This is a genomic window from Caulobacter sp. Root487D2Y (assembly GCF_001427165.1).
Classification (GTDB): Bacteria; Pseudomonadota; Alphaproteobacteria; order Caulobacterales; family Caulobacteraceae; genus Caulobacter.
On record NZ_LMFD01000009.1, the window covers coordinates 268,364 to 293,361 of the forward strand.

31 protein-coding genes are annotated in these 24,998 nt (G+C 69.2%); 12 read left to right on the forward strand and 19 right to left on the reverse strand.

Annotation, left to right across the window (positions count from 1 at the left end):
- Positions 1–9: 9 nt before the first annotated feature.
- Together ASD38_RS08775 and ASD38_RS08780 are read right to left on the reverse strand one after the other, a co-directional pair.
- Entirely contained in the window at positions 10–1,575 is a 1,566-nt protein-coding gene (locus ASD38_RS08775) for a glycine betaine ABC transporter substrate-binding protein (RefSeq protein WP_056459342.1), read from the reverse strand.
- Positions 1,568–2,332 (reverse strand): ATP-binding cassette domain-containing protein, encoded by a 765-nt coding sequence (locus ASD38_RS08780; protein WP_056459651.1) that lies wholly within the window; start codon positions 2,330–2,332, stop codon positions 1,568–1,570. The genes ASD38_RS08775 and ASD38_RS08780 overlap by 8 nt, the downstream gene beginning before the upstream one ends.
- A 145-nt stretch (positions 2,333–2,477) precedes the next feature.
- On the opposite strand from ASD38_RS08780, the gene ASD38_RS08785 reads away from it, so the two are divergent.
- Positions 2,478–2,729 carry a hypothetical protein gene (locus tag ASD38_RS08785; protein ID WP_056441877.1) on the forward strand — a complete coding sequence of 84 codons (252 nt, stop codon included), beginning with the start codon at positions 2,478–2,480 and terminating at the stop codon, positions 2,727–2,729.
- A 42-nt stretch (positions 2,730–2,771) separates the two neighbouring features.
- On the opposite strand, the gene ASD38_RS08790 is transcribed toward ASD38_RS08785, so the two are convergent.
- Together ASD38_RS08790 and ASD38_RS08795 are read right to left on the reverse strand one after the other, a co-directional pair.
- Complete coding sequence (locus ASD38_RS08790; RefSeq protein WP_056441879.1) at positions 2,772–3,248, reverse strand: SRPBCC family protein; 477 nt, start codon at positions 3,246–3,248, stop codon at positions 2,772–2,774.
- Positions 3,238–3,606 (reverse strand): ArsR/SmtB family transcription factor, encoded by a 369-nt coding sequence (locus tag ASD38_RS08795; protein ID WP_056441881.1) that lies wholly within the window; start codon positions 3,604–3,606, stop codon positions 3,238–3,240. The genes ASD38_RS08790 and ASD38_RS08795 overlap by 11 nt, the downstream gene beginning before the upstream one ends.
- A gap of 277 nt (positions 3,607–3,883) precedes the next feature.
- Between ASD38_RS08795 and ASD38_RS08800 the strand changes: the two genes are divergently transcribed.
- Complete coding sequence (locus ASD38_RS08800; RefSeq protein ID WP_162252135.1) at positions 3,884–4,999, forward strand: acyltransferase family protein; 1,116 nt, start codon at positions 3,884–3,886, stop codon at positions 4,997–4,999.
- A gap of 155 nt (positions 5,000–5,154) precedes the next feature.
- Here the strand turns inward: ASD38_RS08800 and fliE are convergent, their stop codons facing one another.
- The 3 genes from fliE to flgB are packed head-to-tail and all read right to left on the reverse strand — an operon-like array spanning position 5,155 to position 6,357.
- Entirely contained in the window at positions 5,155–5,463 is a 309-nt protein-coding gene (gene fliE / locus ASD38_RS08805; RefSeq protein WP_056459347.1) for a flagellar hook-basal body complex protein FliE, read from the reverse strand.
- 11 nt (positions 5,464–5,474) lie between these two features.
- Positions 5,475–5,894 (reverse strand): flagellar basal body rod protein FlgC, encoded by a 420-nt coding sequence (gene flgC / locus ASD38_RS08810; protein ID WP_056441888.1) that lies wholly within the window; start codon positions 5,892–5,894, stop codon positions 5,475–5,477.
- A 13-nt stretch (positions 5,895–5,907) separates the two neighbouring features.
- Positions 5,908–6,357 carry a flagellar basal body rod protein FlgB gene (gene flgB / locus ASD38_RS08815; RefSeq protein ID WP_056459655.1) on the reverse strand — a complete coding sequence of 150 codons (450 nt, stop codon included), beginning with the start codon at positions 6,355–6,357 and terminating at the stop codon, positions 5,908–5,910.
- Between the two features lie 151 nt (positions 6,358–6,508).
- Between flgB and ASD38_RS08820 the strand changes: the two genes are divergently transcribed.
- From ASD38_RS08820 to ASD38_RS08830, 3 genes are all read left to right on the forward strand, one after another.
- A complete protein-coding gene (locus ASD38_RS08820) occupies positions 6,509–6,844 on the forward strand; it encodes a flagellar biosynthetic protein FliO (protein WP_056459350.1) in 336 nt (111 codons plus the stop codon).
- Positions 6,844–7,644, forward strand: coding sequence for a flagellar type III secretion system pore protein FliP (gene fliP / locus ASD38_RS08825; protein WP_442857021.1), 801 nt, complete (start codon positions 6,844–6,846; stop codon positions 7,642–7,644). The genes ASD38_RS08820 and fliP overlap by 1 nt, the downstream gene beginning before the upstream one ends.
- Before the next feature lie 75 nt (positions 7,645–7,719).
- A complete protein-coding gene (locus ASD38_RS08830) occupies positions 7,720–8,631 on the forward strand; it encodes a ribokinase (protein ID WP_056441898.1) in 912 nt (303 codons plus the stop codon).
- Between the two features lie 44 nt (positions 8,632–8,675).
- Here the strand turns inward: ASD38_RS08830 and ASD38_RS08835 are convergent, their stop codons facing one another.
- The 4 genes from ASD38_RS08835 to mopJ all read right to left on the reverse strand — a co-directional run bounded on the left by ASD38_RS08835 (position 8,676) and on the right by mopJ (position 10,217).
- Positions 8,676–8,960 (reverse strand): DUF5985 family protein, encoded by a 285-nt coding sequence (locus tag ASD38_RS08835; RefSeq protein ID WP_056441901.1) that lies wholly within the window; start codon positions 8,958–8,960, stop codon positions 8,676–8,678.
- Positions 8,957–9,226, reverse strand: coding sequence for a DUF5985 family protein (locus ASD38_RS08840; protein WP_056441904.1), 270 nt, complete (start codon positions 9,224–9,226; stop codon positions 8,957–8,959). The genes ASD38_RS08835 and ASD38_RS08840 overlap by 4 nt, the downstream gene beginning before the upstream one ends.
- Positions 9,223–9,597 (reverse strand): hypothetical protein, encoded by a 375-nt coding sequence (locus ASD38_RS08845; RefSeq protein ID WP_056441906.1) that lies wholly within the window; start codon positions 9,595–9,597, stop codon positions 9,223–9,225. The genes ASD38_RS08840 and ASD38_RS08845 overlap by 4 nt, the downstream gene beginning before the upstream one ends.
- A gap of 113 nt (positions 9,598–9,710) precedes the next feature.
- Entirely contained in the window at positions 9,711–10,217 is a 507-nt protein-coding gene (mopJ, locus tag ASD38_RS08850) for a motility/cell cycle regulatory protein MopJ (RefSeq protein WP_156390648.1), read from the reverse strand.
- 380 nt (positions 10,218–10,597) lie between these two features.
- Here mopJ and ASD38_RS08855 point away from each other — a divergent pair, with 380 nt between their 5' ends.
- A complete protein-coding gene (locus tag ASD38_RS08855; protein WP_056459356.1) occupies positions 10,598–10,999 on the forward strand; it encodes a hypothetical protein in 402 nt (133 codons plus the stop codon).
- 31 nt (positions 11,000–11,030) lie between these two features.
- On the opposite strand, the gene ASD38_RS08860 is transcribed toward ASD38_RS08855, so the two are convergent.
- From ASD38_RS08860 to ASD38_RS08870, 3 genes are all read right to left on the reverse strand, one after another.
- Positions 11,031–11,453, reverse strand: coding sequence for a MucR family transcriptional regulator (locus tag ASD38_RS08860; RefSeq protein WP_056459359.1), 423 nt, complete (start codon positions 11,451–11,453; stop codon positions 11,031–11,033).
- A gap of 215 nt (positions 11,454–11,668) precedes the next feature.
- The gene (locus ASD38_RS08865) at positions 11,669–12,889 is read right to left on the reverse strand and encodes a DUF2336 domain-containing protein (RefSeq protein ID WP_056441918.1); all 1,221 of its coding nucleotides are present in this window, start codon (positions 12,887–12,889) and stop codon (positions 11,669–11,671) included.
- 75 nt (positions 12,890–12,964) lie between these two features.
- Positions 12,965–14,449 carry a methyl-accepting chemotaxis protein gene (locus ASD38_RS08870; RefSeq protein WP_056459362.1) on the reverse strand — a complete coding sequence of 495 codons (1,485 nt, stop codon included), beginning with the start codon at positions 14,447–14,449 and terminating at the stop codon, positions 12,965–12,967.
- 143 nt (positions 14,450–14,592) lie between these two features.
- Here ASD38_RS08870 and ASD38_RS08875 point away from each other — a divergent pair, with 143 nt between their 5' ends.
- The 4 genes from ASD38_RS08875 (at position 14,593) to ASD38_RS08890 (ending at position 16,667) form a co-directional block, all read left to right on the forward strand.
- Positions 14,593–14,931, forward strand: a complete 339-nt coding sequence (locus ASD38_RS08875; RefSeq protein ID WP_056459656.1) for an ArsR/SmtB family transcription factor — start codon at positions 14,593–14,595, stop codon at positions 14,929–14,931.
- Positions 14,932–14,970: 39 nt separating this feature from the next.
- A complete protein-coding gene (locus tag ASD38_RS08880) occupies positions 14,971–15,450 on the forward strand; it encodes an SRPBCC family protein (RefSeq protein WP_056441925.1) in 480 nt (159 codons plus the stop codon).
- Between the two features lie 24 nt (positions 15,451–15,474).
- Positions 15,475–16,152 (forward strand): DNA alkylation repair protein, encoded by a 678-nt coding sequence (locus ASD38_RS08885; RefSeq protein ID WP_235523802.1) that lies wholly within the window; start codon positions 15,475–15,477, stop codon positions 16,150–16,152.
- Positions 16,153–16,244: 92 nt separating this feature from the next.
- Positions 16,245–16,667 (forward strand): hypothetical protein, encoded by a 423-nt coding sequence (locus tag ASD38_RS08890; protein ID WP_056441927.1) that lies wholly within the window; start codon positions 16,245–16,247, stop codon positions 16,665–16,667.
- 184 nt (positions 16,668–16,851) lie between these two features.
- On the opposite strand, the gene ASD38_RS08895 is transcribed toward ASD38_RS08890, so the two are convergent.
- The 5 genes from ASD38_RS08895 to ASD38_RS08915 all read right to left on the reverse strand — a co-directional run bounded on the left by ASD38_RS08895 (position 16,852) and on the right by ASD38_RS08915 (position 21,495).
- Complete coding sequence (locus ASD38_RS08895) at positions 16,852–17,883, reverse strand: hypothetical protein (protein WP_156390624.1); 1,032 nt, start codon at positions 17,881–17,883, stop codon at positions 16,852–16,854.
- Positions 17,766–18,701, reverse strand: coding sequence for a glycosyltransferase family 2 protein (locus tag ASD38_RS08900; protein WP_056441933.1), 936 nt, complete (start codon positions 18,699–18,701; stop codon positions 17,766–17,768). Before ASD38_RS08900 ends, ASD38_RS08895 begins: the two co-directional genes overlap by 118 nt.
- A 24-nt stretch (positions 18,702–18,725) precedes the next feature.
- Positions 18,726–19,856 (reverse strand): GNAT family N-acetyltransferase, encoded by a 1,131-nt coding sequence (locus ASD38_RS08905; protein ID WP_056459368.1) that lies wholly within the window; start codon positions 19,854–19,856, stop codon positions 18,726–18,728.
- Between the two features lie 88 nt (positions 19,857–19,944).
- Positions 19,945–20,439: a GAF domain-containing protein gene (locus tag ASD38_RS08910; RefSeq protein ID WP_056441938.1), complete on the reverse strand. Its 495-nt coding sequence runs from the start codon at positions 20,437–20,439 to the stop codon at positions 19,945–19,947.
- A gap of 171 nt (positions 20,440–20,610) precedes the next feature.
- The gene (locus ASD38_RS08915; protein ID WP_056441941.1) at positions 20,611–21,495 is read right to left on the reverse strand and encodes a crotonase/enoyl-CoA hydratase family protein; all 885 of its coding nucleotides are present in this window, start codon (positions 21,493–21,495) and stop codon (positions 20,611–20,613) included.
- 265 nt (positions 21,496–21,760) lie between these two features.
- Here ASD38_RS08915 and ASD38_RS08920 point away from each other — a divergent pair, with 265 nt between their 5' ends.
- Together ASD38_RS08920 and ASD38_RS08925 are read left to right on the forward strand one after the other, a co-directional pair.
- Complete coding sequence (locus ASD38_RS08920; protein ID WP_056459370.1) at positions 21,761–23,431, forward strand: GMC family oxidoreductase; 1,671 nt, start codon at positions 21,761–21,763, stop codon at positions 23,429–23,431.
- The gene (locus ASD38_RS08925) at positions 23,431–24,969 is read left to right on the forward strand and encodes an acyl-CoA synthetase (protein ID WP_056459373.1); all 1,539 of its coding nucleotides are present in this window, start codon (positions 23,431–23,433) and stop codon (positions 24,967–24,969) included. Before ASD38_RS08920 ends, ASD38_RS08925 begins: the two co-directional genes overlap by 1 nt.
- Positions 24,970–24,998 lie beyond the last annotated feature (29 nt).

The following is a 24,998-nucleotide window of genomic DNA, read 5'->3' on the forward strand; positions in this document are numbered from 1 at the left end:
ATCAAAAGGTCAGTGTTTGAGCTCCGCCTCCAGCGCCCGCGCCGCCTCGCTCGGCGAGACTTTCCCCGCATCCCGATCGACCGAGAAGTTGGCCTTTCGCATCGCCTCGACGCTGATCGCGCCATTCAGATCTTCCAGCGCGTCCCGCAGCCGCCGGTCCCCCGCCCGGCCCGGCGCGATCAGCAACACCGCGTCATAGGGCGGCAGCGCGCCCTTCGGGTCGCCCAGCACCACCAGGTCGTCGGCGGCGATGCGGCCGTCGCTGGAGAAGGCCGAGATCACGTCGGCCTCGCCCGAGCCGAGGGCGCGGTACATGAAGGTCGGCTGGAACTGGCGCTTGGCCTTGAAGCGCAGGCCGTAGGTCGTTTCCACGCTGGTCCATTCGGGGCGCGAGAAGAACTCCAGGTCGCCGCCCATGGTCAGCCGCGGAGCCTTGGCGGCCAGGTCGGCCAGGGTCCTGATCCCCAGCGCCTCGGCGCGGTCGCGGCGCATGGCCAGGGCGTAGGCGTTCTCGAAGCCCAGCGGGGCCAGCAGCACCACGCCGTCGCGGCGCTTCAGCTCGGCGCGCAGGCCGTCCAGCACGGCGGCGCGCCCGGGGTTGTCCTCGCGGCCCAGGACGTTGGCCCACAGCGTGCCGGAATAGTCGACATAGGCGTCGATCTCGCCGGCGGCCAAGGCCCGGTAGGCGACCGCCGAGCCGAGGTTGATCTTGCGGGTCACCTGCCCGCCCCGCCCCTCCAGCCGGTCGGCCATCAGCTCGGCCAGGATGTACTGCTCGGAGAAGTTCTTGGCCCCGATCACGTAGCGGGCCGGGCGCGGCGCCAAGTCGGCGGCCAGGGGCGCGACGGCCACGGCCAGGCCGACGGCCAGGCCCAGCAGCCCCGCGCCCCACAGCCGCCGATCGCGCCGCTCGGTCCCGCGCTCGATCAGGCCCAGCAGTTGGTCGACGACCAGGGCCAGCCCGGCCGAGGCGACGCAGCCGGTCAGGACCATGGCCCAGTTCTCGGTCTGCAGGCCCGAGAAGATGTAGTCGCCCAGCGAGGTCTGGCCTACCGGCGTCGACAGGGTCGCCGCCCCGATGGTCCACACCGCCGCCGTGCGCACCCCGGCCATGATCACCGGCGCGGCCAGGGGCAGCTCGACGCGCCACAGCCGCTGGCGGTCGGTCATGCCCACGCCGCGCGCCGCCTCGACCACCGCCGGATCCACGCCCGTCAGGCCGGTCACGGTGTTCCGCAGGATCGGCAGCATCGAATAGAGGGTCAGGGCCAGCAGCGACGGCAGGAAGCCCAGGGCCGAGAAGCCGTGACCGAACGCGCCCCTGGCCAGGTTCGAGAGCAACAGCAGCAGCGGATAGAACAGGGCCAGCAAGGCCAGGCTGGGGATGGTCTGCACCAGCCCCGCCAGGGCCAGGGACGGCCAGCGCAGGCGCGGGCTGCGGGCGGCCAGCACGCCCAGCGGCAGGGCGATCAGCAGGCCGAGCGCCAGGGCGGCCGCCGACAGGACGACGTGCCAGGCCAGGCGCCCTGGTAGCAAAGAAAGATCCGGAAGCAGGGACAGCAGGCCGCTATTCACCGGCGATCTCCCGCATCCGGGCGGCCTGGCGGCGCGGCGCCTGCATCAAGGCCTCGACGGCCGGGTCGGGATGGCCGGCCAGCAGGGCCCGAGGCGTGTCGTCGGCGATCACCCGCCCCGCCGCCATCACCACGATCCGGTCGGCCAGCAGCACGGCCTCGGCGATGTCGTGGGTGACCATCACCGTGGTCAGGCCCAGCTGGTCGTGCAGCCGGCGCACGTCGTCGGCCAGGGCGACGCGGGTCACCGAATCCAGCGCCCCGAACGGCTCGTCCATCAGCAGGATCGAGGGCTTGGCCGCCAGGGCCCGCGCCACGCCCACCCGCTGGCGCTGGCCGCCGGACAGGGCGGCGGGCCGGCGCGCGGCGACCTCCCGGGGCAGGGCGACCAGGTCGAGCAGCTCGGCGGTCCGCGCGGCGGTCGCGGCGGGCTCCCAGCCCAGCAGGGTCGGGACGATGGCGATGTTCTCGGCCACGGTCAGGTGCGGGAACAGGCCCACCTCCTGGAACACATAGCCGATCCGCCGGCGAAGGGTCGGCCCGTCGAGGTCGGCGGTCGCCGCCCCGTCGATCAGCACCCGGCCGCCGTCGGTCTCGACCAGGCCGTTGATCGTCTTGAGCAGGGTGGTCTTGCCCGCGCCCGATCCGCCGACCAGGGCCACGAACTGGCCTTGCGTGATGGACAGGCTGGTGGGTTCGAGAACGGTCGCGCCGTCATAGGCCTTGCGCACCTGGTCCAGAACGATGGCGTCGGTCATGCGGCTCCCGAAGGCGAACAAGCGGCGCCCTGTCGCAGGGACGTCCTGTCACAGTCAGTCAGAACGCGCGGCGTGGGAAGCCTAATGCGACAGCTGATTCCCCGCGCATGGTTCGACGCGAGGCGAACGCTCACTGGAGATTCCCATGGCCGCCGCCCTCGCCGCCCGCCTGTTCGACGCCCGCGTCACCTCAGCCCGCAAGCGCGCCCGCGGCGCCCTCGCCCCGCTGCGCTGGGCCGTGGTGGTGATGGTGCTGCTCAACGCCCTGGTCTGGGGCGGCATGATCGCCACGGCGCGCGGCATGATCGACATCCACCAGCTGGTGGACCAGGCCTGGGCCTTGAGCGCGGCCTGGATCACGGCGATCCCGCACCTGGACGTCACGATCTCGCACTGAGACGCCACGGCGCGTTCGGGACACACCGAACGCGCCGGCGGATCACCCCACGCCCAGGTGCCGGGCCAGCTTGTCGAGGGTCTGGTACCCCAATTCCACCGCGCCGAAGCCGATGACGGTCTCGCGCTGCTCCTTCGTCGGGAGCAGTTGGCGCATGGTCAGCACGCATTTGCCGTCGCCCTGTTCATCGAAGGTGATCGTCGTGTGGAACCGCGCGGGGTCGTCGTCGATGTCCGAGCCATGCTCCATCTCCAACAGCCTCGGCGCCTCGATGCGCAGGAACACCATGCGGTTGTCCCAGCGCGTGCCGTCCGGGCCGGTGTAGACGAACCGCCAGCGGCCGCCTTCGCGGATGTCGATCTCCAGGGTCTCGGTCGTGAAGCCCTCCGGCCCGAACCACCGCGTGATCTGGCCCGGATCGGTGAAGGCCTCGAACACGCGGGCGCGCGGCGCGGCGATCACGCGGCACAGCACGACCTCGCGGTCGAGCGCCCAGGTCGCGCGGGGGTCATGGCTCATGGTCTTCACCTTTCGAGACGGTTGGTCGTGGGGATTGCGGTTGCGCGAGGAAGCGCTCCAGCCGGTCGAGCCGCGCTTCCCAGGCGGCGCGCGTGTGATCGAACCATCGCGCAGTCTCGGCCAGGCGCTCGGCGTTCAGGCTGCAGGGGCGCTTCTGGCCGTCGCGCCCCCGCGCGATCAGCCCGGCGCGCTCCAGCACCTTCAGGTGTTGCGACACCGCCGGCAGGCTCATGGCGAAGGGCCGGGCGATCTCCTGCACGGTCATGTCGCCTTCGCTGGCCAGCCGACTGAGGATCGCCAGCCGGGTTTCGTCGCCCAGGGCCGCGAAGGCGTCACTAAGAGGCTGAAAAGACTGCACGTTTGCGACCAGTAAGATATTAAAGCATTTGCTTAAATATCGCGATGGGCGGCGTCCGTCAATGACGGCCGCGAGGACCACATGAAAAATGGTCCGCGTCCGAATCCGCGGTGCGGCGCCGGTCCGCGCCCGCCGCTCCGCCAGGCTGGTCGGAGTTTATGAAAAGATTTGCGGAAGAAATACGTTATTTTCCGAGGCCATTCCTGTTGCATGACTCAGAAATTTGCATTTGTTTGCACCTCCAAAGACCCCGCTTAGTGGGCTCGGGAGGGGCGGCGTGCGTTACAATCGACCAGAGTTGGATGGGCTGCGGCTCGCGGCCTTTGGCCTGGTGCTGGCCTTTCACCTTCCAGACTACCTGCCGCTGGCCGCCGAAGGCTCCTGGCTTCGGGACGCGCTGTGGACGGGCGCGTTCGGCGTTCCGGTGTTCTTCCTGCTGAGCGCCTTCCTGATCACCGAGCTGCTGACCCGGGAGCGCGACGCGACCGGCAAGATCGGCGTGGGGGCGTTCTACGGACGCCGGATCCTGCGAATCTGGCCGCTCTACTTCGCCGTCCTGCTGGGCCTGACGGCGCTGGACCACCTGAGGCCGGGCTTCGGTCCGGCGCGCCCCGACCAGTTCGCGGCCTTCGCCCTGTTCTACGGCAATTGGCACGTCGCCCTGAAGGGCTGGGTGGCGGGTCCGGTCGATCCGCTGTGGAGCATCTCGGTCGAGGAACAGTTCTACCTTCTCGTGCCCCTGGTCCTGGCCTGGGGCGGCCGACGCGCCATGGGATGGCTGGCCGTCGTCGCCCTGGTCGCGGCCTACGGGACGATCTGGCTGTATGCGCGGCATCCCGTGGCCGGCGACAACGGCCAATGGACCAACGGCTTGGTGCAGTATCAGTTCTTCGCCGCCGGCTGCCTGCTCTCCATCCTGCTGAAGGGGCGCGTCCCAAGCTGGGCCTGGCCGACCCGACTGGCGCTGGCGCTGGCCGGGCTGGCCTGCTGGCTGGTCGCGGTGCGCGTCTGCGGGGTGCGCAGCTGGGACCCGCAATCGCCGTCGGCGATCCTGGCGCTCGCCGGCTGGGGGCTGATCCTGGCGGGGACCGTGGCGGTCTTCCTATCGGTCCTGGGCGTGAGGGCGGACGCGGTTCCGGCGCCGATCGTCCGCGGCGGCCGCATCTCCTACGGCCTCTACATGTTCCACGCCTTCGGGCTTTCGCTGGTCTTCTGGGTGCTGATGCCAGCCCTGGATCGATACGCGCCAGGTCTGTCGACCAGCGTCCCGGGACGCGCGATGGGGGTGATCCTCGCCGTCGCCCTGATCGTCCTGCTGGCGCAGCTGTCCTTCAGGTTCCTCGAGACCCCGTTCCTGAAACTGAAGGATCGCCTCGCGGTCGTCGGGCGGTAGGGGGCGTCGATATTCAAGCGTGGTGCGTGGTCCTCGTCCTTCGACAAGCTCAGGATGAGGACCAAGTGCAGGCGGTGGCAGTAGAAAACCTCATCCTGAGCTTGTCGAAGGACGAGGTTTTTCGCTTCCGAACCCGAACGGCGGTTGGCCGGCCCCTAGATCGGCATCCGCATGATTTCCTGGTAGGCCGAGATCACCTGGTCGCGCACGGCCATCACCGTGTCGAGGCTGGCCTCGGCCGAGGAGATGGCGGTGACGACGTCGATCAGCTCGGCCTTGCCGGCCGCCTGCTGGGCCATCTTCGTCTCGGCCGCGCGGGTCTGGTGCAGGGTGTCGGTCATGGCCGACCGCACTAGAGCGCCGAAGTCCATGCCCTTGTTGGGCGTGTCGGAGCCGCCGATCGACGGCATGGCCATCGAGCCCTGGGCGGCGTAGGCCTTGGCGGCCGCGAGCGCGGTGATCATGGGCTAGCCCCTTACTTGCGCAGGATGTCGAGCGTGCGCGCTTCCATGGCGCGCGAGGTCTCGATGACGTTCATGTTGGCTTCGTAGGCGCGCTGCGCCTCCTTCATGTCCAGCGCCTCGACCAGGGTGTCGACGTTGGGCAGCTTGACGTAGCCCTTGGCGTCGGCGGCCGGGTTGCCGGGGTCGTACTCGGTGCGGAAGTCGCTGCGGTCCGGATCGACCTTGGCCATCGACACGCCTTCGCCGCCGGCCACCTGGGTCGGCTTGAACACCGGCACCTGGCGGCGATAGGGATCGCCGCCGGCCGTGCGGGCCGTCGAATTGGCGTTGGCGATGTTCTCGGCGATCACCCGCATCCGGCCCTGTTGGGCCTTCAGGGCGCTGGCGGCGATGGCCATGGTCGCCATCGACTGGGAGCGGATCTCGGTCATCTAGTCGTTTCCCTTAGCCGCCCGGCCGACGCGTGGACGTCTTCAGCATCTGCATGGACTTTTGGTAGAAGCCGACCGCCGCGTCGTAGTTCATCCGCGCGTCGGTCATCTTGAGCATCTGGTCCTCGAGCGTCACCGAATTGCCGTCGAGGGTGGTCTCGGTGTCCTGGCCTTCCGGCGCGCGCCACGGGCTGACCGTCTTGAGCGGGGCGATGTGGGCGGCGCTGGTGGCCATCATCTGCACGCCGCTGGTCGCCGTCGGCGAAACCGGTCCGCCGCGATAGGGCTGGCCCGTCGCCTGCTGGTCCAAGGTCGCCTTGAAACTGTAGGTCTTCAGGTCGCGCGGCTGGTATTCCGGCGTGTCGGCGTTGGCGACGTTTTGCGCGATGACCTTCTGCCGCTGGGACAGATAGCCCATGCGGCTCTTCAGCATCGCGAAAAGGGGAATGTCGTCGGGACCCATGTCGCTCATGGTGAAGAAACAGGGTTAATTGGGCATTAAGGACCGTGCGGCACATCAGGGGTGCGGCTCCGCGCCGCGCCCTGCGCTATTCTCCTTCGCGACTCGTTTTCTTTCCTCGTTCCGACCCCCTTCTTCGCTTCAGCCAGGCGTCATGGACATCTTCGAACTGATCCGCGCCGTCGCCGCCCTGGCCGTCACCCTGGGCCTGGTCGGACTGGCAGGCGTGGCCCTGCGCAAGTTCGGGCCCGACGCCATGTCGCGCATCACCGCCCTGCGCAAGGACCGCCGCCTGCGGGTGGTCGAGACCCTGGTCCTGGACCCGACCCGCCGCCTGGTGCTGTTCACGCTGGACGGCGAAGAGCGCCTGCTGATGCTGGGCGAAGGCCAACTGCTGGACTGGGGCCCTAGCAAGGCGAAGAAGCCCCCCGCCCCGCCCAAACCCGCTTCCAAGCCCCCTTCCAGGTCCTCTGGGGAGATCGTGGTCTGATGCGCCGCCTGCTCAAGCTGATCAACGGCGCCGACCCCAAGGACCTTCGCCAGGCCGCCATCATCTCGATCCTGGCCGGACTGGTCACCGTGATCGGCCCCGCCGTGGCCACCGCCCAGTCGGCGATCAATGTCGACCTCGGCACCGGCGCGGGCCTGTCCGAGCGCGTGGTGCAGATGGTCGGCCTGCTGACCGTGCTCAGCCTGGCGCCGTCGATCGTGATCATGACCACCTCGTTCGTGCGGATCGTGGTGGTGCTGGGCCTGCTGCGCACGGCCATCGGCGTCCAGCAGAGCCCGCCCAACCCGGTGATCATCAGCCTGGCGCTGTTCCTGACCGCCATCGTCATGGGCCCGACCTTCGAGAAGTCCTACGACGACGGGATCAAACCGCTGCTCGACAAGCAGATCGAGATGCCCGAGGCCTTCGACGCCGCCTCCGCCCCGGTCAAGGTGTTCATGCTGCGCCAGGTCGACCAGGACGACCTGGCCCTGTTCATCCGCCTGTCGAAGATCGAAAAGCCCAAGACCGCCGTCGACACGCCGCTGAAGGTGGTGACGCCGGCCTTCATGATCTCGGAGCTCAAGCGCGCCTTCGAGATCGGCTTCCTGCTGTTCATCCCGTTCCTGGTCATCGACTTGGTGGTCGCCAGCGTGCTGATGAGCATGGGCATGATGATGTTGCCGCCCGCGACGGTCAGCCTACCGTTCAAGCTGATCTTCTTCGTGCTAGTGGACGGTTGGCGACTCGTCGCCGGCAGTCTGGTCGAAAGCTTCCAGCGAGGGTCCGGGGGCGGCTAGAGCGCTTTCGAGCGAAGTGGAAACCGGTTCGCGTGAGGAAAGCGCGTCGACCGAGGAATCTTGAGAAGAAGAGCAATGGGCGTTTTCGTACTGGGGTCGATCAATCTGGACGCCGTGGCGCGGGTCGACGACCTGCCGCGGCCGGGCGAGACCGTGGCCGGCATCTCGCTGGAGCTGTTCCCCGGCGGCAAGGGCGCCAACCAGGCCGTCGCGGCCGCCCGCATGGGCGCGGCCACCCGGCTGATGGGCGCGGTCGGCAAGGAGGACAGCGGACCCAGCCTGAAGGCCAAGCTGGCCGGCTACGGCGTGCAGGTCTCCGACGTCGCCGAGCTGCCCTCGATCCCGACCGGCCAGGCCCATGTCTGGGTGTCGTCCAGCGGCGAGAACATGATCGTCGTCACCAGCGGCGCCAACGCCACCCTCACCCCCCAGCACGTGGCCGCCACGCCGCTGGAGGGCCAGCGCGTGCTGCTCTGCCAGCTGGAAACCCCCGCCCCGGCCATCGAGGCGCTGTTCCGGGCCGGCGTCGCCAAGGGCGCCCTGCGGATCCTCAACGCCGCCCCCGCCCTGCCCCAGGGCGCGGCGCTGTTCCCGCTGACCGACATCCTGATCCTCAACCAGACCGAACTGGCCACCTACGCCCGGCTGGACCACGAGCCGTCGCGCCTGGAGGAGATCAGCCGCGTGGCCCGCAAGCTGATGAGCCGCCCGGACCAGACGGTGATCGTCACGCTCGGCAAGGCCGGCGTGGCCACGATCCGCCGCGACGAGGCCTTCCTGGTCGAGGGCCGCAAGGTCAAGGCGGTCGACACCACCGGGGCCGGCGACTGCTTCTGCGGCGCCCTGGCCGCGGGCCTGGCGGCCAACATGGACTTGCGTGACGCCGTCGAACTGGCCAACGCCGCCGCCGCCCTCTCGGTCCAGAAGCCCGGCGCCGCGCCGTCCATGCCCAGCCGGCGCGAGGTGGAGCAGTTCCTGGAGGGCTAAAATTCCGCTCATCCCGGCGAATGCCGGGATGAGCGGGCTATTGCCTACCGCTCGCCGCGCCGCAGGTTCTTGGCCAGCACCGCCACGATGATCAACACGAAGGCGGCCAGACGGATCAGGTAGAGACCGCCGCGCTCTTCCTGCGGCGTGCCAAGCACCACCGGCAGGGCGTTGCTCACCGCCAGCAGGCCGAAGGCGGCCGAGAAGGCCAGGAACAGGCCGTCGCGCGTGCGGCTCCAGAACTTCAGGAAGAACAGTCCGGCCACCAGGAAGCCCGTGGCCAGGGCGCCGGCGATCAGCCCCTCGACCGGCGTGATCGGCGCGCTCATTCGTCCACCTCCCAGATGAAGCCATAGAGCAGCGTGGCGACCGCCAGGCCGCCCGCGGCCTGGCGGTAGGGCAGCAGGTTCGCCTGGGTGATGAAGATCACCAGGTCGGCCACCAGCAGCAGGTTGTTCAGGGCCAGAAAGCCGAAGCTGATCGCGGTCCATAGCAAGAGGCGCGAGCGGCTGGCCAGCCACGCCCGGGTCAGCAGGCCCGCGCAGGTCATGCTGGCCAGCATGCACAGAATGTAGACGACGGTCGGCCCGCTCATCGGTCCTTCCCCTTGAACTTGAAGGCGTCGGCCAGGGACTGCAGGCGCTCGGTCGGGGCCGAGATCCAGCGAATCACCGTGACGGGTTTGGTGCGGTAGGTCGCGTCCAGGTCGTCGCAGACCTTGGCCAGCACGGGGGCGGCGGGTTGGTAGCGAAAGCAGCCGCGGTCGTCGGCGACCACCAGTCCGGCGGCCTCGAAGGCGGTCAGGTTGTCGGTCACCAGGCTGTGGCTGGCCCGCAGGTCGCCGACCAGCTGTTCGACCGACCAGCAGCGCTCGGGATCATGCTTGAGCCGCAGCAGCAGCTCCAGAGCCCAGACCGAACGCACGTGCTCGCGAATGAACTGAAAGACGTCGCGGTCGACGGTCACCCCGGCCCTTCCCCCAGATTCCCTCAAGCGGCAGCAGGGGGACAATAGGCGGCGGGAAGGCGAGGGCAAGCTGAGCCATGGCGTTCTTTGCCCGGCCGATGCGCGAAACGCCGTCAGGCGGCGCGGATGCCGCTGTGCTGGTCGCTGACCTGCGAGCCGACCACGGCGTCGTAGCCCAGGATCATGTCGACGTCCTTGCCGTTGCTGGCCAGGGGCAGGCGCAGCCACAGGATCGACATGTGCGGCGAACCCTTCCAGGCCAGGCTGTGCACCCCGACGCCCGGGCGCCGCTCGGTGACCACCTTGTCCAGCTCGCGACGCCAGTATTCGACGGCGGCGCTGTTGTAGACGTCTTCCAGGGTGCGGCCGGTGATCTCGCGGCCATAGACCGAGTAGAGGCCGGTGCCGGCCAGGCGCAGGCGGTAGTCGATCGCGCCGTCGAGGTCGCGCTTGACGTCGATCAGGCTGACGGTCGGCAACATGCGCTTGATGCCGGCGGGATGCAGGTCGACGCGCGACGGGAGGCTTGCCCCCCGACGGAGGGACGCCCAATAGGCGAACATCTCCTGGTGAGCGCGGGCCGCCGTGGCCGATGCGCTCAGCTGCGCGTTCATCTTCAGATTCCTTAACAAGCCGTTGGAATCACGACGATTCACTATGTCTTAAGGACCGAATCGCCGCCAGCGAAAATCGCGCCCTACAGCTAAGTTTGTTGAGATGAGTCAATCCTCAAGCGAAACGATCGCGACGCGATCGGGATGCCGAATGGATGTCCAAAATGACCCCGAGCGGCGCAAGCGATTGTTTGAACTAAGGTTAATGAACGCTCAGACTCAAATCCGCTGATGGGTCGAGGGCGCTCCCGGGGGCGGTTCGCGAGCTGTCCCGCTCACGCGTTCGCCGGGGCGACGAGCGCAACCTGGACGGCGCGAAACGCCCGCCATGGCCTCGCCCGCATGCTATGGTGGCGGAACGAGACATCCGGAGGCTGGAGGCCCCAATGCGGAAGCCCGGGCTGATCGCCCTCGCCCTCTCGAGCCTGTCTTCGGCGGCGCTCGCCCAAGCGCCCTTCCGGACGGAGCAGGTTCGGTTCGCCAAGGGCGCGTCCTCGGCGACCGTGACCGGTTCGATCCGGGCCGACGGCGGCGTGAGCTACGCCCTCACCGTGCGCGCCGGCCAGACGCTGAAGGCGTCACTGCGGACCCGCAACGCCTCGGCCCGGTTCAATGTCGTCGCGCCCGGCGTGGACCAGCCGCTGTTCAGCAGCTCGAGCATGGGCGCGACCTATGCCGGCAGAACGCCCGTCGCCGGCGCCTACATGATCATCGTCTATCTGACCGAATCGGCCGCGATGCGGGACGAGACCGCCGACTACGTCCTGACCATCGGCGTCACGGGCTGAGCCGCGCGATCGGACCGGCGCCTGGCGCGCTCTAGGCGCCGCGAGCCCGGCGCGCCGGTTTCCGGCCGCCCTGCCCCAGGCCCATCTGCTTGGCCAGGTCGGACCGCGCCTGGGCGTAGTTCGGCGCGACCATCGGATAGTCCCGCGGCAGATCCCAGCGGGCGCGGTACTGCTCGGGGCTCAGGTCGTACTTGGTGCGCAGGTGCCGCTTCAGCGACTTGAACTTCCGGCCGTCCTCCAGGCAGATCAGATAGTCCGGGGTGATGGAGCGCCGGATCGACACGGCCGGCTCGCGGCCGACCTCGGACGCCTCGACCTTGGCTCCGACATTCGACAGGGCCTGGTGCACGCTGCGGATCAGCGTCGGCACGTCGGCCGCCGCGACGGTGTTGCCCGCGACATAGGCGGCGACAAGGCCGGCCGTGACTTCAATGAGATCGGACTGCGTGTCCATCTTCTTGTCTCCCCCCGACTCGTATTGGCGCGCTGGACGCCAATTCAGTTTTGGATAGCAGATTATTACACGCGAGCAACATAGACGTGCAGGTATCTACCATTCATCGGCGGCGATGGACTGGCCTGGCCGATCTCGGACGCGGCCTTCAGTTGACGGAAATCTCAATTCCAGACGGGCAGCCGTCGATGAACACATTCAACGACTAGGGTCGACTAGCGTGCGAAGTCTCGAGAAAGCGCCAGCATGGCGGCGCGCTGCGGCACCGAATATTCGTCCATGGCGGCCTCGTCGCCCTCGCGGATGGCCTTCAGCAGGGCCGGAGTCATGGCCGACGACAGCGACCAGTTCCAATAGCGCAGCATGGTCTGGGCGCGGTCCACCGCGATGGTGTCGAAGGCCGTCAGCACCCGCTCCAGCCCCGCGTCCAGCGCGCCGGACGCGTCGGTCTCCGGTCGGCGCAGGCCTCGCCACAAGGCCCTCACGGCCCCGCGCGGCAGGCCGGTGGCCTTGCACAGGATCGCCAACGGCTCGCCGCCCGGGTCGGTGAAGATCTTGGCTCCGGTCATCGGCTTCAGGCCCGACAGGTAGGAGATCTCCTCGGCCGTCTCGCGGGTCATGCCGTTCTGGGCCGCGGCGATCGCCGCCTCCAGACTGTCGTAGGGGCTCTTGGCGATGGCGGCGCGATTTCGCTGACGTCGTTCAATGAACTGAAGCGCCTTTCGCGACAGCGGATCCTGCCAGCCCTCGGCCGAGGCCAGGGGGAAAACGTCGCCGACCGCGTCCTGCAGGATTTCCCGCGACACGGCGAAGCGCTGCAGAATCGTGCGCCGCGCCTCGGCGTCGGACCACCAGAACATCACATAGGCATGGCTGGGCCGCAGTTCGGCGCGCTTGAGCAACAGGGGAATCATCTGCGGATTGTCGCGCGTGGCCGCGACGATGTTCTCCAGCCCCTGATGGCTGAAGCGCGCCAGGTCGTTCTTCAGCAGGACCTCGGTGACCCCGGTCTCGTCCATGTCGACCAGGGCGTCGGCCACCACCTCGCTGACCCCGCGCCGCTGGGCGATCAGCCGGCGATGGTCCTGGGTGCTGTTGTAGAGGCAGCTGATCAGGTCGGCGTCGGTCAGCGAAGGCGCGTGCTCCAGCAGGGTCCGGGCCACCGGCAGTTCGTCGCGCAGAAGCAGCCGGACCAGGACGCCGGGCATCTCGGTCAGATTGGCCAGGCGCCGGGCCACCTTCTCGCGCTCGCCCACGACGGCGTCGCGCAGCATCTCGACCAACAGGTCGGCGGTCATGGCGCGTTCGAAGGCGTTGATGCGGCTGGCCGGCAGGCAGACGACGTCGGCCAGCCGCTTGAGCAGGGCGGCGCGCGAGCGCGGCGTGGCGGCCGGTTCGGGCTCGGGACTGGCGAAGGGCGCGGCGTATTCGTTCATGGTCGTCCTGACGGAGGCCCGTCGTGCTCCAGCCTAGACCAGAGCGCCCTTAAAATCGGATGAGCGGCCCTCGAATTACCGCCACTCGCCGGGACGCGAGCGCGGTTCGATCTTCAGCGCGGTGGCGCCCTGCACGTAGCGATCGCGGAAGGCTTCGCGGCGCGGCGCGGCCGGGGCCTCGCGGCGCTGGTCCTGGCGCGGGCGGTATTCGTGGATCTGGGCGCCGACCTGGAAGCCGCCCAGCAGCCGCTCCAGTTCCTCGACCTCGGCGGCCAGGGCGCTGGTGGCGGCGGCCGACTGCTCGACCATGGCGCCGTTCTGGTGGATCACCTGGCCCATCTGGTTCACCGCGGCGTTGACCTCGGCCAGGCCGCCGGCCTGCTCCTTGGACGAGGCGGCGATCTCGCCGACCAGGTCGTTGATCTCGATCACCTGGCCCAGGATCTGGTCCAGGGTGTGGCCGGTCTCGCCGACCAGCTTGACGCCCTTGTCGACCTGCTCGCTGGAGGCGCGGATCAGGCCCTTGATCTCCTTGGCGGCGTCGGCCGAGCGCTGGGCCAGGGCCCGCACTTCCTGCGCCACCACCGCGAAGCCGCGGCCGGCGTCGCCCGCGCGGGCGGCCTCGACCCCGGCGTTCAAGGCCAGCAGGTTGGTCTGGAAGGCGATCTCGTCGATGACGCCGATGATCTGGGTGATCGACTGCGAGGATTTCTCGATGCCGCCCATGGCCTCGACGGCCTCGCGCACCACCAGGCCGCTCTTCTCGGCGTTTGACTTGGCGCTCTGGGTCACGCCCCGCGCCTGCTCGGCGTTGTCGGAGCTCTTCTTGACGGTGGCGGTGATCTGGTCGAGGGCCGCGGCCGTCCGCTCGATGCCGGTCGCCTGGCGTTCGGTGCGCCCCGCCAAGTCCTCGGCGGCGGCCGAGATGTCGCCGCAGCCGGCGCGGATGCTTCGGGCCGCGCCCAGGACGCCGGCCAGGGTCTGCTGCAGGTTGTCGACGGCGGCGTTGAAGTCGGTGGGGATCTTGCGGGCCTCGAGCGGGAAGGCGTCTTCGCGCAGACGCGAGATCAGGTCGCCCCCGGCCAGCTTCTCGACGCTCTGCCCCACGGCGTTGACGGCGGTCAGCTGGGTGCGGGCGTAGGTCTCGACCTCTTGCAGGTGGCGGCGCTGTTCGACGTCGGCGGCGGCGCGCTCGGCGTCCTCGGCGGCGCGGGCCGCCTGGTCGCTGGCCAGCTTGCGCTGGACGCCGTCCAGGCCCTTGGCCAGCGCCCGGACCTGCCGATCGTCGGTCTCGGGCGAGACCAGCGGCTTGTCGTACTGGCCCGCGCCCAGGGCGTCGACCGAACGGCTCAGGCCGTCCAGGGCGCGATGCGTAGCGTCATTCCAGGCCAAGAGCCCGATGATCAGGGTGGCCACCAGCGTCGCCATGCCAGCCATGCTGAACGGCGACACCAGGCCCGGTCCGCCGAACGCCGCCCAGCCCAACTGGCCCAGACCCGCCAGCAGGCCGAGGATGACGATCAGCCTCCAGCCAAGAGGCAGCCGATTGAACCCGCTCATTCCGAATCTCCGAGGCCCAGCTAGGCCAGGTTCGAGAAATGGCGATTGAGTCCTAACGCCTCATTAACCATACCCGGGCCGCGACATTTTGGCGGGGGTTGACGATCGGTTCGATTGAATATAACCATTAAGTTATGGAACTGATGAGTTATAGACCGGGCCTCGACGCCACCTTCGCCGCCCTGGCCGACCCGACCCGGCGCGCCATCCTGGCGCGGCTGGCGACGGGGGAGGCCTCGGTCGGCGAACTGGCCGCGCCGTTCGCCATGAGCCAGCCGGCGATCTCCAAGCATCTGAAGGTGCTGGAGAAGGCCGGGCTGGTCTCGCGGGGCCGCGACGCCCAGCGCCGTCCGGTGCGAGTGCGGGCCCAGCCCCTGGCCGAGGCCAACGCCTGGCTGGAGACCTACCGACAGACACTGGAGGCCAACTTCCAGCGCCTGGACACCCTGCTCGACGAACTGAAGACCACCCAAGGGCGCTGAAGCGCCCTCCCCCAAATCCGATCCAGAAGGAGACGACCCATGGCCCAAGACAAGCTGACCGTCGCCACCCAGGGCGACCGCGAAGTGGTGTTCACCCGCGCCTTCGCCGCCCCCCGCGACCTGGTGTTCGACTGCATGACCAAGCCCGACCTGGTGAAGCGCTGGCTGCTGGGCCCGCCCGGCTGGACCATGCCGGTCTGCGAGATCGACCTGCGGGTCGGCGGCAAGTTCCGCTATGTCTGGCGCAACCAGGACGGCCGGGACATGGGCATGGCCGGCGTCTATCGCGAGATCGCCGCGCCGGAACGGATCGTCCACAACGAGGTGTTCGACGACGACTGGACCGGCGGCGAGACGACGGTCACCTCGACCCTGACCGAGGCCGGCGGCCGCACCACCCTGACCACCTTGGTGATCTACGCCAACGAAGCGGCTCGCAAGGGCGCCCTCGTCAGCGGCATGACCGACGGCATGGAGATGGGCTACGCCCGCCTCGACGCCCTGCTCGAAACCGTCTGACCGGGACCGGAGGGGAGAACGGCCATGGAGGATCGCCTCGCCGACGCCATGGCCGCTCTCCGCTCGGCCGCCACCGCCCACGACCTGGCCAATCTGGACCGGTTCGGCATCGTCGCGCCCAGCGCCCTGGGCGTGTCGATGGCCAATCTGCAGAAGGTCGCCAAGCGCCTGGGCCGCGACCACGACCTGGCCGCCGCCCTGTGGGCGACCGGCGTCTACGAGGCCCGGATGTTGGCCAGCCTGGTCGACGACCCGGCCCGGGTGACGCCGGGGCAGATGGACGCCTGGCGGGCCGACTTCGACAACTGGGGCATCGTCGATACGGTTTGTTTCAAGCTGTTCGACCAGTCGCCCCACGCCTTCGCCAAGATCGACGCGTGGGCCGGACTGAACGACGAGTTCGGCCGGCGGGCGGCCTTCGCCCTGCTGGCCTGCCTGGCCCTGCACGACAAGGGTGCGGGCGACCAGCCGTTTCTCGACGGCCTGGTCCTGATCGAGCGCGCCGCCGGCGATGATCGCAACTTCGTCAAGAAGGCGGTGAACTGGGCGCTGCGGGCGATCGGGCTGCGCGAGAGCCCGCTGCTGAAGGCCGCCGCCCTGGAGACGGCCCGTCGCCTGGCCGCCTCGCCCGACGCCGCGCCGCGCTGGGTGGGCAAGGACGCGCTGCGGGCGCTGGCGAAGGCAACCGCCGTTCGCAGCTGATCCACGGCGTTTCGAAGAAAATCCGACACCGCCCTGTCGCATCGGGCCCCGCCCGATCGTCTTGTCTACAAGCCCTCCGAAGGAGACCGTCGATGAGTGATCTGGCCTTGCGTTCCTCCCCCCGCCGCATCGGCCGCAGCGTGCTGGCGGTGATCGCCGGTTTCCTGGCCGTGGTCGTGCTGTCGACGGGCGTCGACGCCGTCCTGCACGCCGCCAAGGTCTATCCGCCGCCGGAACAGGGGATGCACGATCCGCTGCTGAACCTGCTGGCCCTGGCCTATCGCAGCGTGTTCACCCTGGCGGGCGGCTGGATCACGGCCAAGCTGGCCCCGAACACTCCGCTGCGCCACGCCTTCGTCCTGGGCGTGCTGGGCCTGATCGCCGGCACGGCCGGGGTGGTCGCCACCTGGAACCTGGGCCTGGGACCGCACTGGTATCCGATCCTCCTGGCGGTCACCGGCCTGCCCCTGTGCTGGCTGGGCGGCTGGCTGGCGGTGCGGGGACGAACGTCGTGAGGCTGTCGCGCGGCTGGGGCCTGGCGCTGGAGACGCGCCAGGCCTCGAAAGTTGTCATCCCGGAAACGCGCAGCGTTGTCCGGGACCCAGGGGACTGGGCCAACGCGGTGCAGCCGCCCCTGGGTCCCGGACAGCCTCCGCGAGGCTTCCGGGATGACAACCCGAGTGGGGCCTTCGAAAGGCTCTAGACCCGCTCGACCAGCACGCCCGGCCGTTGGGCGTCCAGCCCGAACGTCACCGGCAGGTGGCGCACGTGCGGGGTCTGCAGGTTCAGGGCCTTGGCCCCGCGCGCCACGGCCAGCTTGCCCAGCGCCATCGGACCGAAGCCGTCCTGCACGCGCGGCTTGGCGCCCAGCCGGCGGCGCAGCACGCCGTTGGCGTAGATGACGTTGGCCCGCATCAGGGCTGGCGGGGTCATGAATTCGATCGAGATCGAGACGTTCAGCATCGGACCGTTCTCGATCCGGTGCGGGGCGTTCTGCCGCCAGGTGACCATGGTCCCGGGCGTCAGGTTGTAGACCTGGGCCCCGGCGTCCCAGGCCGGATCGAAGGCGAACTGCTCGGCGGTCTCCTTCAGGACGATCTTCTCCAGCGCCAGCTCGCCCACATAGGGATCGGCGACCGGATAGACCCAGACCTTCTTGCGCCCCCGGATCTGCCACAGCGACACCAGCGGCACGTCGAGATGGTAGAAGACCTGGGCGTCGGCGCTGCTGATCAGCATGCCCAGATCCCGCTTGAAGGTCTTCAGGCCCGGCGCGCGGGCCTCCTTCTCGGCGAAGATCTCGTCGCAGAGGGCGGCGTATTCCGGCACGAAGTCGTTGGTCTTGCGCAGGTTCAACCAGATGCGTCCGGCCTTGGCGGCCTCCAGCAGCTGGTCGCCGGTCAGATTTCCCGCCGCGCCCTTGCGCCAGGTGGTCCAGGCCTGAGGGTCCTCGCCCATGGTGAAGACGCCCAGCTGGTCGCGCGGATACTGGTCCAGCAGGCGCGCCAGGCCCTCGTCGTCGAACATCGGCCGCTCGTGCAGGCTGTGCTGGAACACCAGGTTCTCGCGGCCGAAGGTCTTGGCCTTTTCGGGGGTCCAGTCGCTGATGACGCTCACGACGCGGTCCTTCCGTAGAAGTGGATCTTGAACGGTCCCCACCACAGGGTCTTGCCCAGCCCCCGTGCGGCGCGGTCCAGCCAGTCGGCGCGGTCGCCCGCGCGGGTCAGCCACTTGAAGCCGGCAACAGCGCCGAACAGCGCGCTCTGAACCACCCCGACGGCCATCCAGCGGGCGACGCCCACGCGGTCGGGGGGGCTGGCGGCGGCGCAGTGCGAGGTCGGGCCCTGGCCGTAGGCGAAGGCCCGGCGGATCGTGTAGTCCAGGCTCAGGCGCTCGGGCACGGGGTCTTCCCAGACCCAGGCGGCCGGCTCCCAGGCGAAGCGCGCGCCATGGGCCTGCATGTGGCCGAACAGCATGTCGTCCTCGCCGCCGATGTGATTGCGCTCCACGGCGAAGGGCGCGGCCGGATCGGGCAAGGCGGCGCGGCGCAGCAGGCTGTCGCCGCAGCCGTAATAGTGGTCGATGACCCCGGCCTCGGCGGGGCCTTCGCGCGAGAAGAAGCGCTCCAGGTAGTCGCGATGCCGGGTCACGCCGACCGGCGCGCGGGCCCGAACCGGACCGAACACCACGTCGGCGTCGTAGCGCGCCTGGGCGGACAGCAGCGCCGCCAGCCAGCCGGTCGGGGCCTCTTCGTCGTCGTCGAGGAAGGCGATCAGTTCGCCGCTCGCCTTGGCCATGCCGGCGTTGCGGGCGTGGGCCACGCCGGGGCGCGGCTCGTGGACATAGTGGACCGCGAACGGGGCCTCGTGGGCCAGCGCGGCGACGGTCGCTCGCGCCGACGGCGTCTGGTCGTTGTCGACGATCACCAGCTCCAGGGCGGCGAAGTCGACACCGACCAAATCCAAGCCAGTTTGGGCGAACACCGAACGCGCCGCGACCGCCAGGCCGTGCGGACGCCGTTGGGTGGGGATCATGACCGTGACGCGCATGGGAGCTCCAGGCTTTGGCGAACCTTAGCCGCCGCGCCTTTGCGCTTGGTTAGCGAACGCGTCGACCAGACCGCGCATGCGTCCGCCCAGGGTCAGCTCGACGCTGGCGATGGCGTCCATGCGGCGGGTCAGGCGTCCGACCGGACCCGCGCCCCGCGAGCCGGCCAGGGCCATCACCCCGTCCAGCGAGTGGGCCATGCGGCCGGCCATGGTCGCGGCCGTGGCCGTGCCGTCGCCGATCTGGACCTGGCTGAGCGCATAGGCGCCCTTGTAGTGGTCGTGGCCGGGGCCGAGGTCGTAGTGGCGCAGGCCCAGGCCCGGCATGGCGGCGATGGCGCGCATGAGGAAGATCTGGCCGGGCGACCACTCGCCATGGGCCGGACTGGTCGAGGCGATCCACGGGTGGAACACGCCGTCCAGCCGCACCCCGAAATGGCCGGCCACCAGCTGGCCGCCGGCATAGAGGTTGATCATCAGCCCCCGGAACGGGCCGGTCTGCTTCTGGAACAGGTCCAGCAGCAGGCCGCGCACCCAGTCGGGGCGCAGGAAGTCATGGACGCCGGTGCGCTCCAGCTGTTCGCGCTTCCAGGCGATCAGCTGGTCGAAGGCCTCGCGCGAGCGGTCGGCGGCGACCAGTTCGAGGGTCCCCATCTCGCGCTCGAGCTTGCTGTCCAGCCGGCGCCAGTTCTTGATCTTCTTGGGACTGGCGGCGCGGACGGCCTCCAGATAGGCCTCGGCGTCGGTTCCGCCCAGGTCGATCACATGAGCGGTCTTCCGCTCGCCGCGGCCGAACACGCCGTGGGGGTCGATCAGGCCGGTGTAGCGGTAGGCGGTCAGGTCGGCGGCGCGCAGCACCTCGGCGGCGTCCAGCCCGGCCTCGGCGCGCGAGATCAGGCCGTGATAGTCCGACAGCGGCGAGCCGATGGCCCGGGCCATGGCGCCGGGACGACGGTGATGCGGCAGGAAGCCCAGGGTCTGCCCCCCGCGACGGATCACGGCCACGCGGGCGTCGTCGCGCACGGCGCCGACGGCGCGCGCGAAGTCCGGACCCAGCAGCGGGCTGGCGAAGGCCGGCTCGGCCGCCGCCATCTCCCGCCACAGCCGCACGTCGGCCTCGGCGAGATCGCGCGGGTGAAGGGTCTCAACGTCCAGCATCGCCACCTGTCCTAAACCGATCCGGTTAGGGAATAGTGGAGCTGGCGCTGCAACTGGCGGGCCACCTTGCCCGGCGCCGATACCCCTGTCAGGCGAACGTGGCCTTCAGGATCGTCTCGATGCCCTGCTGGTCGACGATGTCGAAGGCGGCGGGCTTGTCGGAATCGACGTCGAACACCGCCAGCAGCGTTCCGGCCGCGTCGAACACCGGCACGACGATCTCGCTCGCCGAGCGGCTGTCGCAGGCGATGTGGCCCGGAAAGGCGTGGACGTCCTCGACCAGCTGGGTCTGGCCGGTTTGCGCCGCCGCGCCGCAGACGCCGCGCCCGTAGGCGATGCGCAGGCAGCCCAGCGTGCCCTGATAGGGCCCGACCACCAGCTCGCGCGCCTTCAACGGATCGACCACGTAGAAGCCGGTCCAGAAGTAGTGGTCGAAGCTGCTGGCCAGCATCGAGGCCACCGTCGCCATGCGGGCGGTCAGGTTGGGCTCGCCGTCCAGCACCGAGGCGATCTCGTCGGCCACCTCGGCGTAGCGGGCGGCCTTGTCGGCGGTCAGGGTCTTGTCGTTGAAAGCTTCGGCCATGGGCGGGGATATAGCGCGTTCGGCGGCGGATGCGACCCCTTCGCGCCACATCTAATCCCTGTCATCCCGGACAAGCGCGCAGCGCGCCGATCCGGGACCGACGCGTGAACTCAGCGCTTCCGGCGGTCCCGGATCTTCGCTGCGCTCCGCCCGGGATGACAACCGTTTGAACTACTTGAACGGATGCTCGCCCCACGCCGGCCAGATGTCCGGCAGGTCGCTGGACACCTTGTCCGGATAGACCGGCGCGCGCTTCTCCAGGAACGAGCTCACCCCTTCCTTGGCGTCGCCGGCCGCGCCGCGTGACTGGATGGCCCGGCTGTCGGCCTTGTGGGCCTCCATCGGGTGGTCGGCGCCGGCCATGCGCCACAGCAGCTGGCGCGTCAGGGCCACCGAGACCGGAGCGGTGTTGTCGGCGATCTCGCGGGCCAGGGCCCGGGCGGCCGGCAGCAGGTCCTCCGGCGCGTGCAGCGAGCGGACCAGCCCGCGCTCCTTGGCCTCCTGGGCGCTGAACACTCGGCCGGTGAAGCACCATTCCAGCGCCGTCTGCAGGCCCACCAACCGCGGCAGGAACCAGGACGAACAGGCCTCGGGCGTGATGCCCCGACGGGCGAAGACGAAGCCGAACTTGGCGTCGGTCGAGGCCAGGCGGATGTCCATGGGCAGCTGCATGGTCACCCCCACCCCGACGGCCGCGCCGTTGACGGCGGCGATGATCGGCTTGAGGCTTTCGTACATCCGCAGCACCACCCGGCCGCCGCCGTCGCGATAGATGTCGCCGACCTTGCCCTCTTCCCGCTCCAGCGCCTGGGGGTTGGTGCGGTCGAAGGTGGCCCCGCCGCCCGACAGGTCGGCCCCGGCGCAGAACGCTCGGCCCGCGCCGGTGACGATCACCGCCCGCACCGCGTCGTCGTTGTCGGTGAGGTCGAAGACGCCGATCAGCTCCTTCATCATCCGGGCGGTGAAGGCGTTCAGCTTCTCCGGACGGTTCAGGGTGATGGTCGCGATCCCGTCCTCGACGGCGTAGAGCAGGGTCTCGAAGCTGGGCGCGGCCATGGTGTTTTCCTCCGGGTTTGGCGGCACTCAAACACGCGTATGAATACCCTGCAACCGCCTTGCGTCCTTCGAGGCCCGCGGCGCGGGCGCCTCAGGATGAGGAAGTCGGTTGCTCTGAATTCCTCATCCTGAGGTGCGTAGCGCAGCGAAGCCTCGAAGGACGCAGGGCTTCCCCGACGACACCCTTGGCCTTCTCGCCAGACCTGCCATTCTCCAGTGATCACCGATCACGCGGAGACACGCGGGGCGGAAAAGGGAGGATCCGATGACGTCGATCATCGAAGCCGACTACATCGTTGTGGGCGCCGGCTCGGCCGGTTGCGTGCTGGCGGCGCGGCTGTCCGAGGACGGCCGCCACAAGGTTCTGCTGCTGGAGGCCGGCGGCGACGACCGGCCGACCAAGAACCCGTCCCAGTTCATGTCCAACCTGATGATCCACATCCCGGTCGGCTACGCCCAGACCCTGAAGGATCCCAAGGTCAACTGGCTGTACGCCACCGAGCCGGATCCCGGCACCGGCGGGCGCTCGCACGTCTGGCCGCGCGGCAAGGTGCTGGGCGGCTCGTCCTCGATCAACGGCCTGCTCTATATCCGCGGGCAACAGGCCGACTATGACGGCTGGCGGCAGCTGGGCTGCGAGGGCTGGGCCTGGGACGACGTCTATCCCTATTTCCGCAAGGCCCAGCACCAGGAGCGCGGCGACTGCGGCGACTGGCACGCGACCGGCGGCCCGCTGAACGTCTCGGACGTCACCGAGACCAACCCGATCTCCGACGCCGTGGTCGAGGCCTGCGTCGAGGCCGGCATCCCCCGCAACGCCGACGTCAACGGCGCCCGGCAGGAGGGCGTGGCCTACTACCAGCTGACCGTGAAGAACGGCCAACGCTGCTCGGCGGCGGTGGCCTATCTGCATCCGGCCATGGGCCGTCCGAACCTGAAGGTCGAGACCAACGCCCTGGCCCGCAAGGTGCTGTTCGATGGCAAGCGCGCGGTCGGGGTCGAGTTCAGCCAGAACGGCGTGGTCCGCACCGCCAAGGCGCGGGCCGAGGTGATCCTGGCCGGCGGAGCGATCAACTCTCCGCAGCTGCTGCAGCTGTCGGGCGTGGGTCCGGGCCAACTGCTGGCCGAGCACGGGATCGCCGTGGTCCACGACCTGCCCGGCGTCGGCGAGAACCTGCAGGACCACTATGTCACCGGGACGCGCTTTCGCCTGAAGGCCGGAACGATTTCGGTCAACGAGCAGAGCAAGGGAAGCCGGCTGGCGGCCGAGGCGCTGAAGTACCTGTTCCAGCGCAAGGGCCTGCTGACTCTGTCGGCGGCCCACATCGCCGCCTTCTGTAAATCTCGGCCCGATCTCGCGGAACCCGACATCCAGTTCCACATCCTGCCGGCCACGATGGATCTGGAGAAGCTGTTCAACGAGCAGAAGATGGAACTGGAGGGCGCGCCGGGCCTGACCATCGCTCCCTGCCAGCTGCGGCCCGAGAGCCGGGGCCACATCCGCATCAAGTCGGCCGATCCGACCACCTATCCGGCGATCTTCGCCAACTACCTGTCCGATCCGCTGGACCAGGAGGTCACGGTGGCCGGCCTGAAATGGGCCCGCAAGATCGCCGCCCAGCCGGCCATCGCACCGCTGATCGACCACGAGATGAACCCGGGCGCCGACTTCGCCACCGACGCCGCCCTGCTGGAGTTCGCGCGCGCCACCGGCTCGACGATCTATCACCCGGTCGGCACCTGCCAGATGGGCGCCGGGCCGATGGCCGTGGTCGACAGCCAGCTGCGAGTGCGGGGGCTGACCGGCCTGCGGGTCGTCGACGCCTCGGTCATGCCGCGCCTGGTGTCGGGCAACACCAACGCGCCCACCATCATGATCGCCGAAAAGGCCTCGGACATGATCCGCCAAGCCGCCAAGACCGAGGTCGCCGCCTGATGCATCCGTTCCACCACGCCCAAAGCCAGCCGAACAAGCCGGCCTACATCATGGCCGGCTCGGGCGAGACGGTGACCTACGGAGAGCTCGACGCCCGCTCGAACCAGGGCGCCCAGCTGTTCCGCGCGCTGGGCCTGCAAGCCGGCGACGTGATCGCCATCCTGATGGACAACAACGCCCGCTTCTTCGAGATCGCCTGGGCCGCCCAGCGCGCCGGGCTCTATTTCACCTGCGTCTCGACCAAGCTGACCCCGGCCGAGGTCGAGTACATCGTCAAGGACTGCGGAGCCAAGGCGCTGATCGTCAGCCCGGCCCTGGACGCGGTGGCCCAGGCCGTCGCGCCCTTGATCCCCGGCGTGCGGCTGTTCCGGGTGGGCGGCGGCAAGGACGGGTTCGAGGACTTCGAGGCGGCTCGGGCCGCCATGCCGACGACGCCGATCGCCGACGAGACGGCGGGCTCGGACATGCTCTATTCCTCGGGCACCACCGGCCGGCCCAAGGGCGTCAAGCCGGCGCTGAGCGGCGGGCCGATCGACGCGCCCCACGCCCTGCAGATGATGGCCATGGGCCTGTTCGGCTTCAGCGGCGACAGCGTCTACCTGTCGCCCGCCCCGCTCTATCACGCCGCCCCGCTGCGCTGGTGCATGACCGTGCACAAGCTGGGCGGCACGGTGATCGTGATGGAGAAGTTCGATCCCGAGGCCGCCCTGGCCCTGATCGAGAAGTACGGCGTGACCTGCGGCCAGTTCGTGCCGACCCACTTCGTGCGGATGCTGAAGCTGCCGCCGGAGGTTCGCGCCAAGTATGACGTCTCGTCGATCACCTCGGCGGTCCACGCCGCCGCCCCCTGCCCCGTGCCGGTCAAGGAGCAGATGATCGCCTGGTGGGGTCCGGTGATCTTCGAATACTACGCCGGCACCGAGGGCAACGGCTTCTGCTGGATCAATTCCGACAACTGGCTGGCCCACAAGGGCAGCGTCGGCCAGGCGGTGCTGGGCGAGCTGCGGATCTGCGACGAGGCCGGCGAGCCCGTCCCGGTCCGCACCGAGGGGACGGTCTATTTCGCCAACGGCCCAGCGGTGAATTACCACAACGCCCCGGACAAGACCGCCGAGAGCTACAACCAGCATGGCTGGACCACCCTGGGCGACGTGGGCTGGGTCGACGAGCAGGGCTATCTCTACCTCACCGACCGCAAGAGCTTCATGATCATCTCGGGCGGGGTGAACATCTATCCGCAGGAGATCGAGAACCTCTTGATCACCCACCCCAAGGTCGCCGACGCCGCCGTGGTCGGCGCCCCGCACGAGGAGATGGGCGAGCAGGTGGTGGCGGTGATCCAGCCGCTGGATCCTTCGGTCGACCAAGCTTCCCTGGCCGAGGAGCTGATGGCCTTCGTCCGCGCCAACCTCAGCCATGTGAAGTCGCCCAAGCGCATCGACTTCATGGCCGAACTGCCCCGGCACCCGACCGGCAAGCTCTACAAGCGGCTGATCCGGGACGCGTATTGGGGCAAGGGCGAGGGCGGGATCGTTTAGACCGCGCTTCGACATGTTGATCTTTAAAG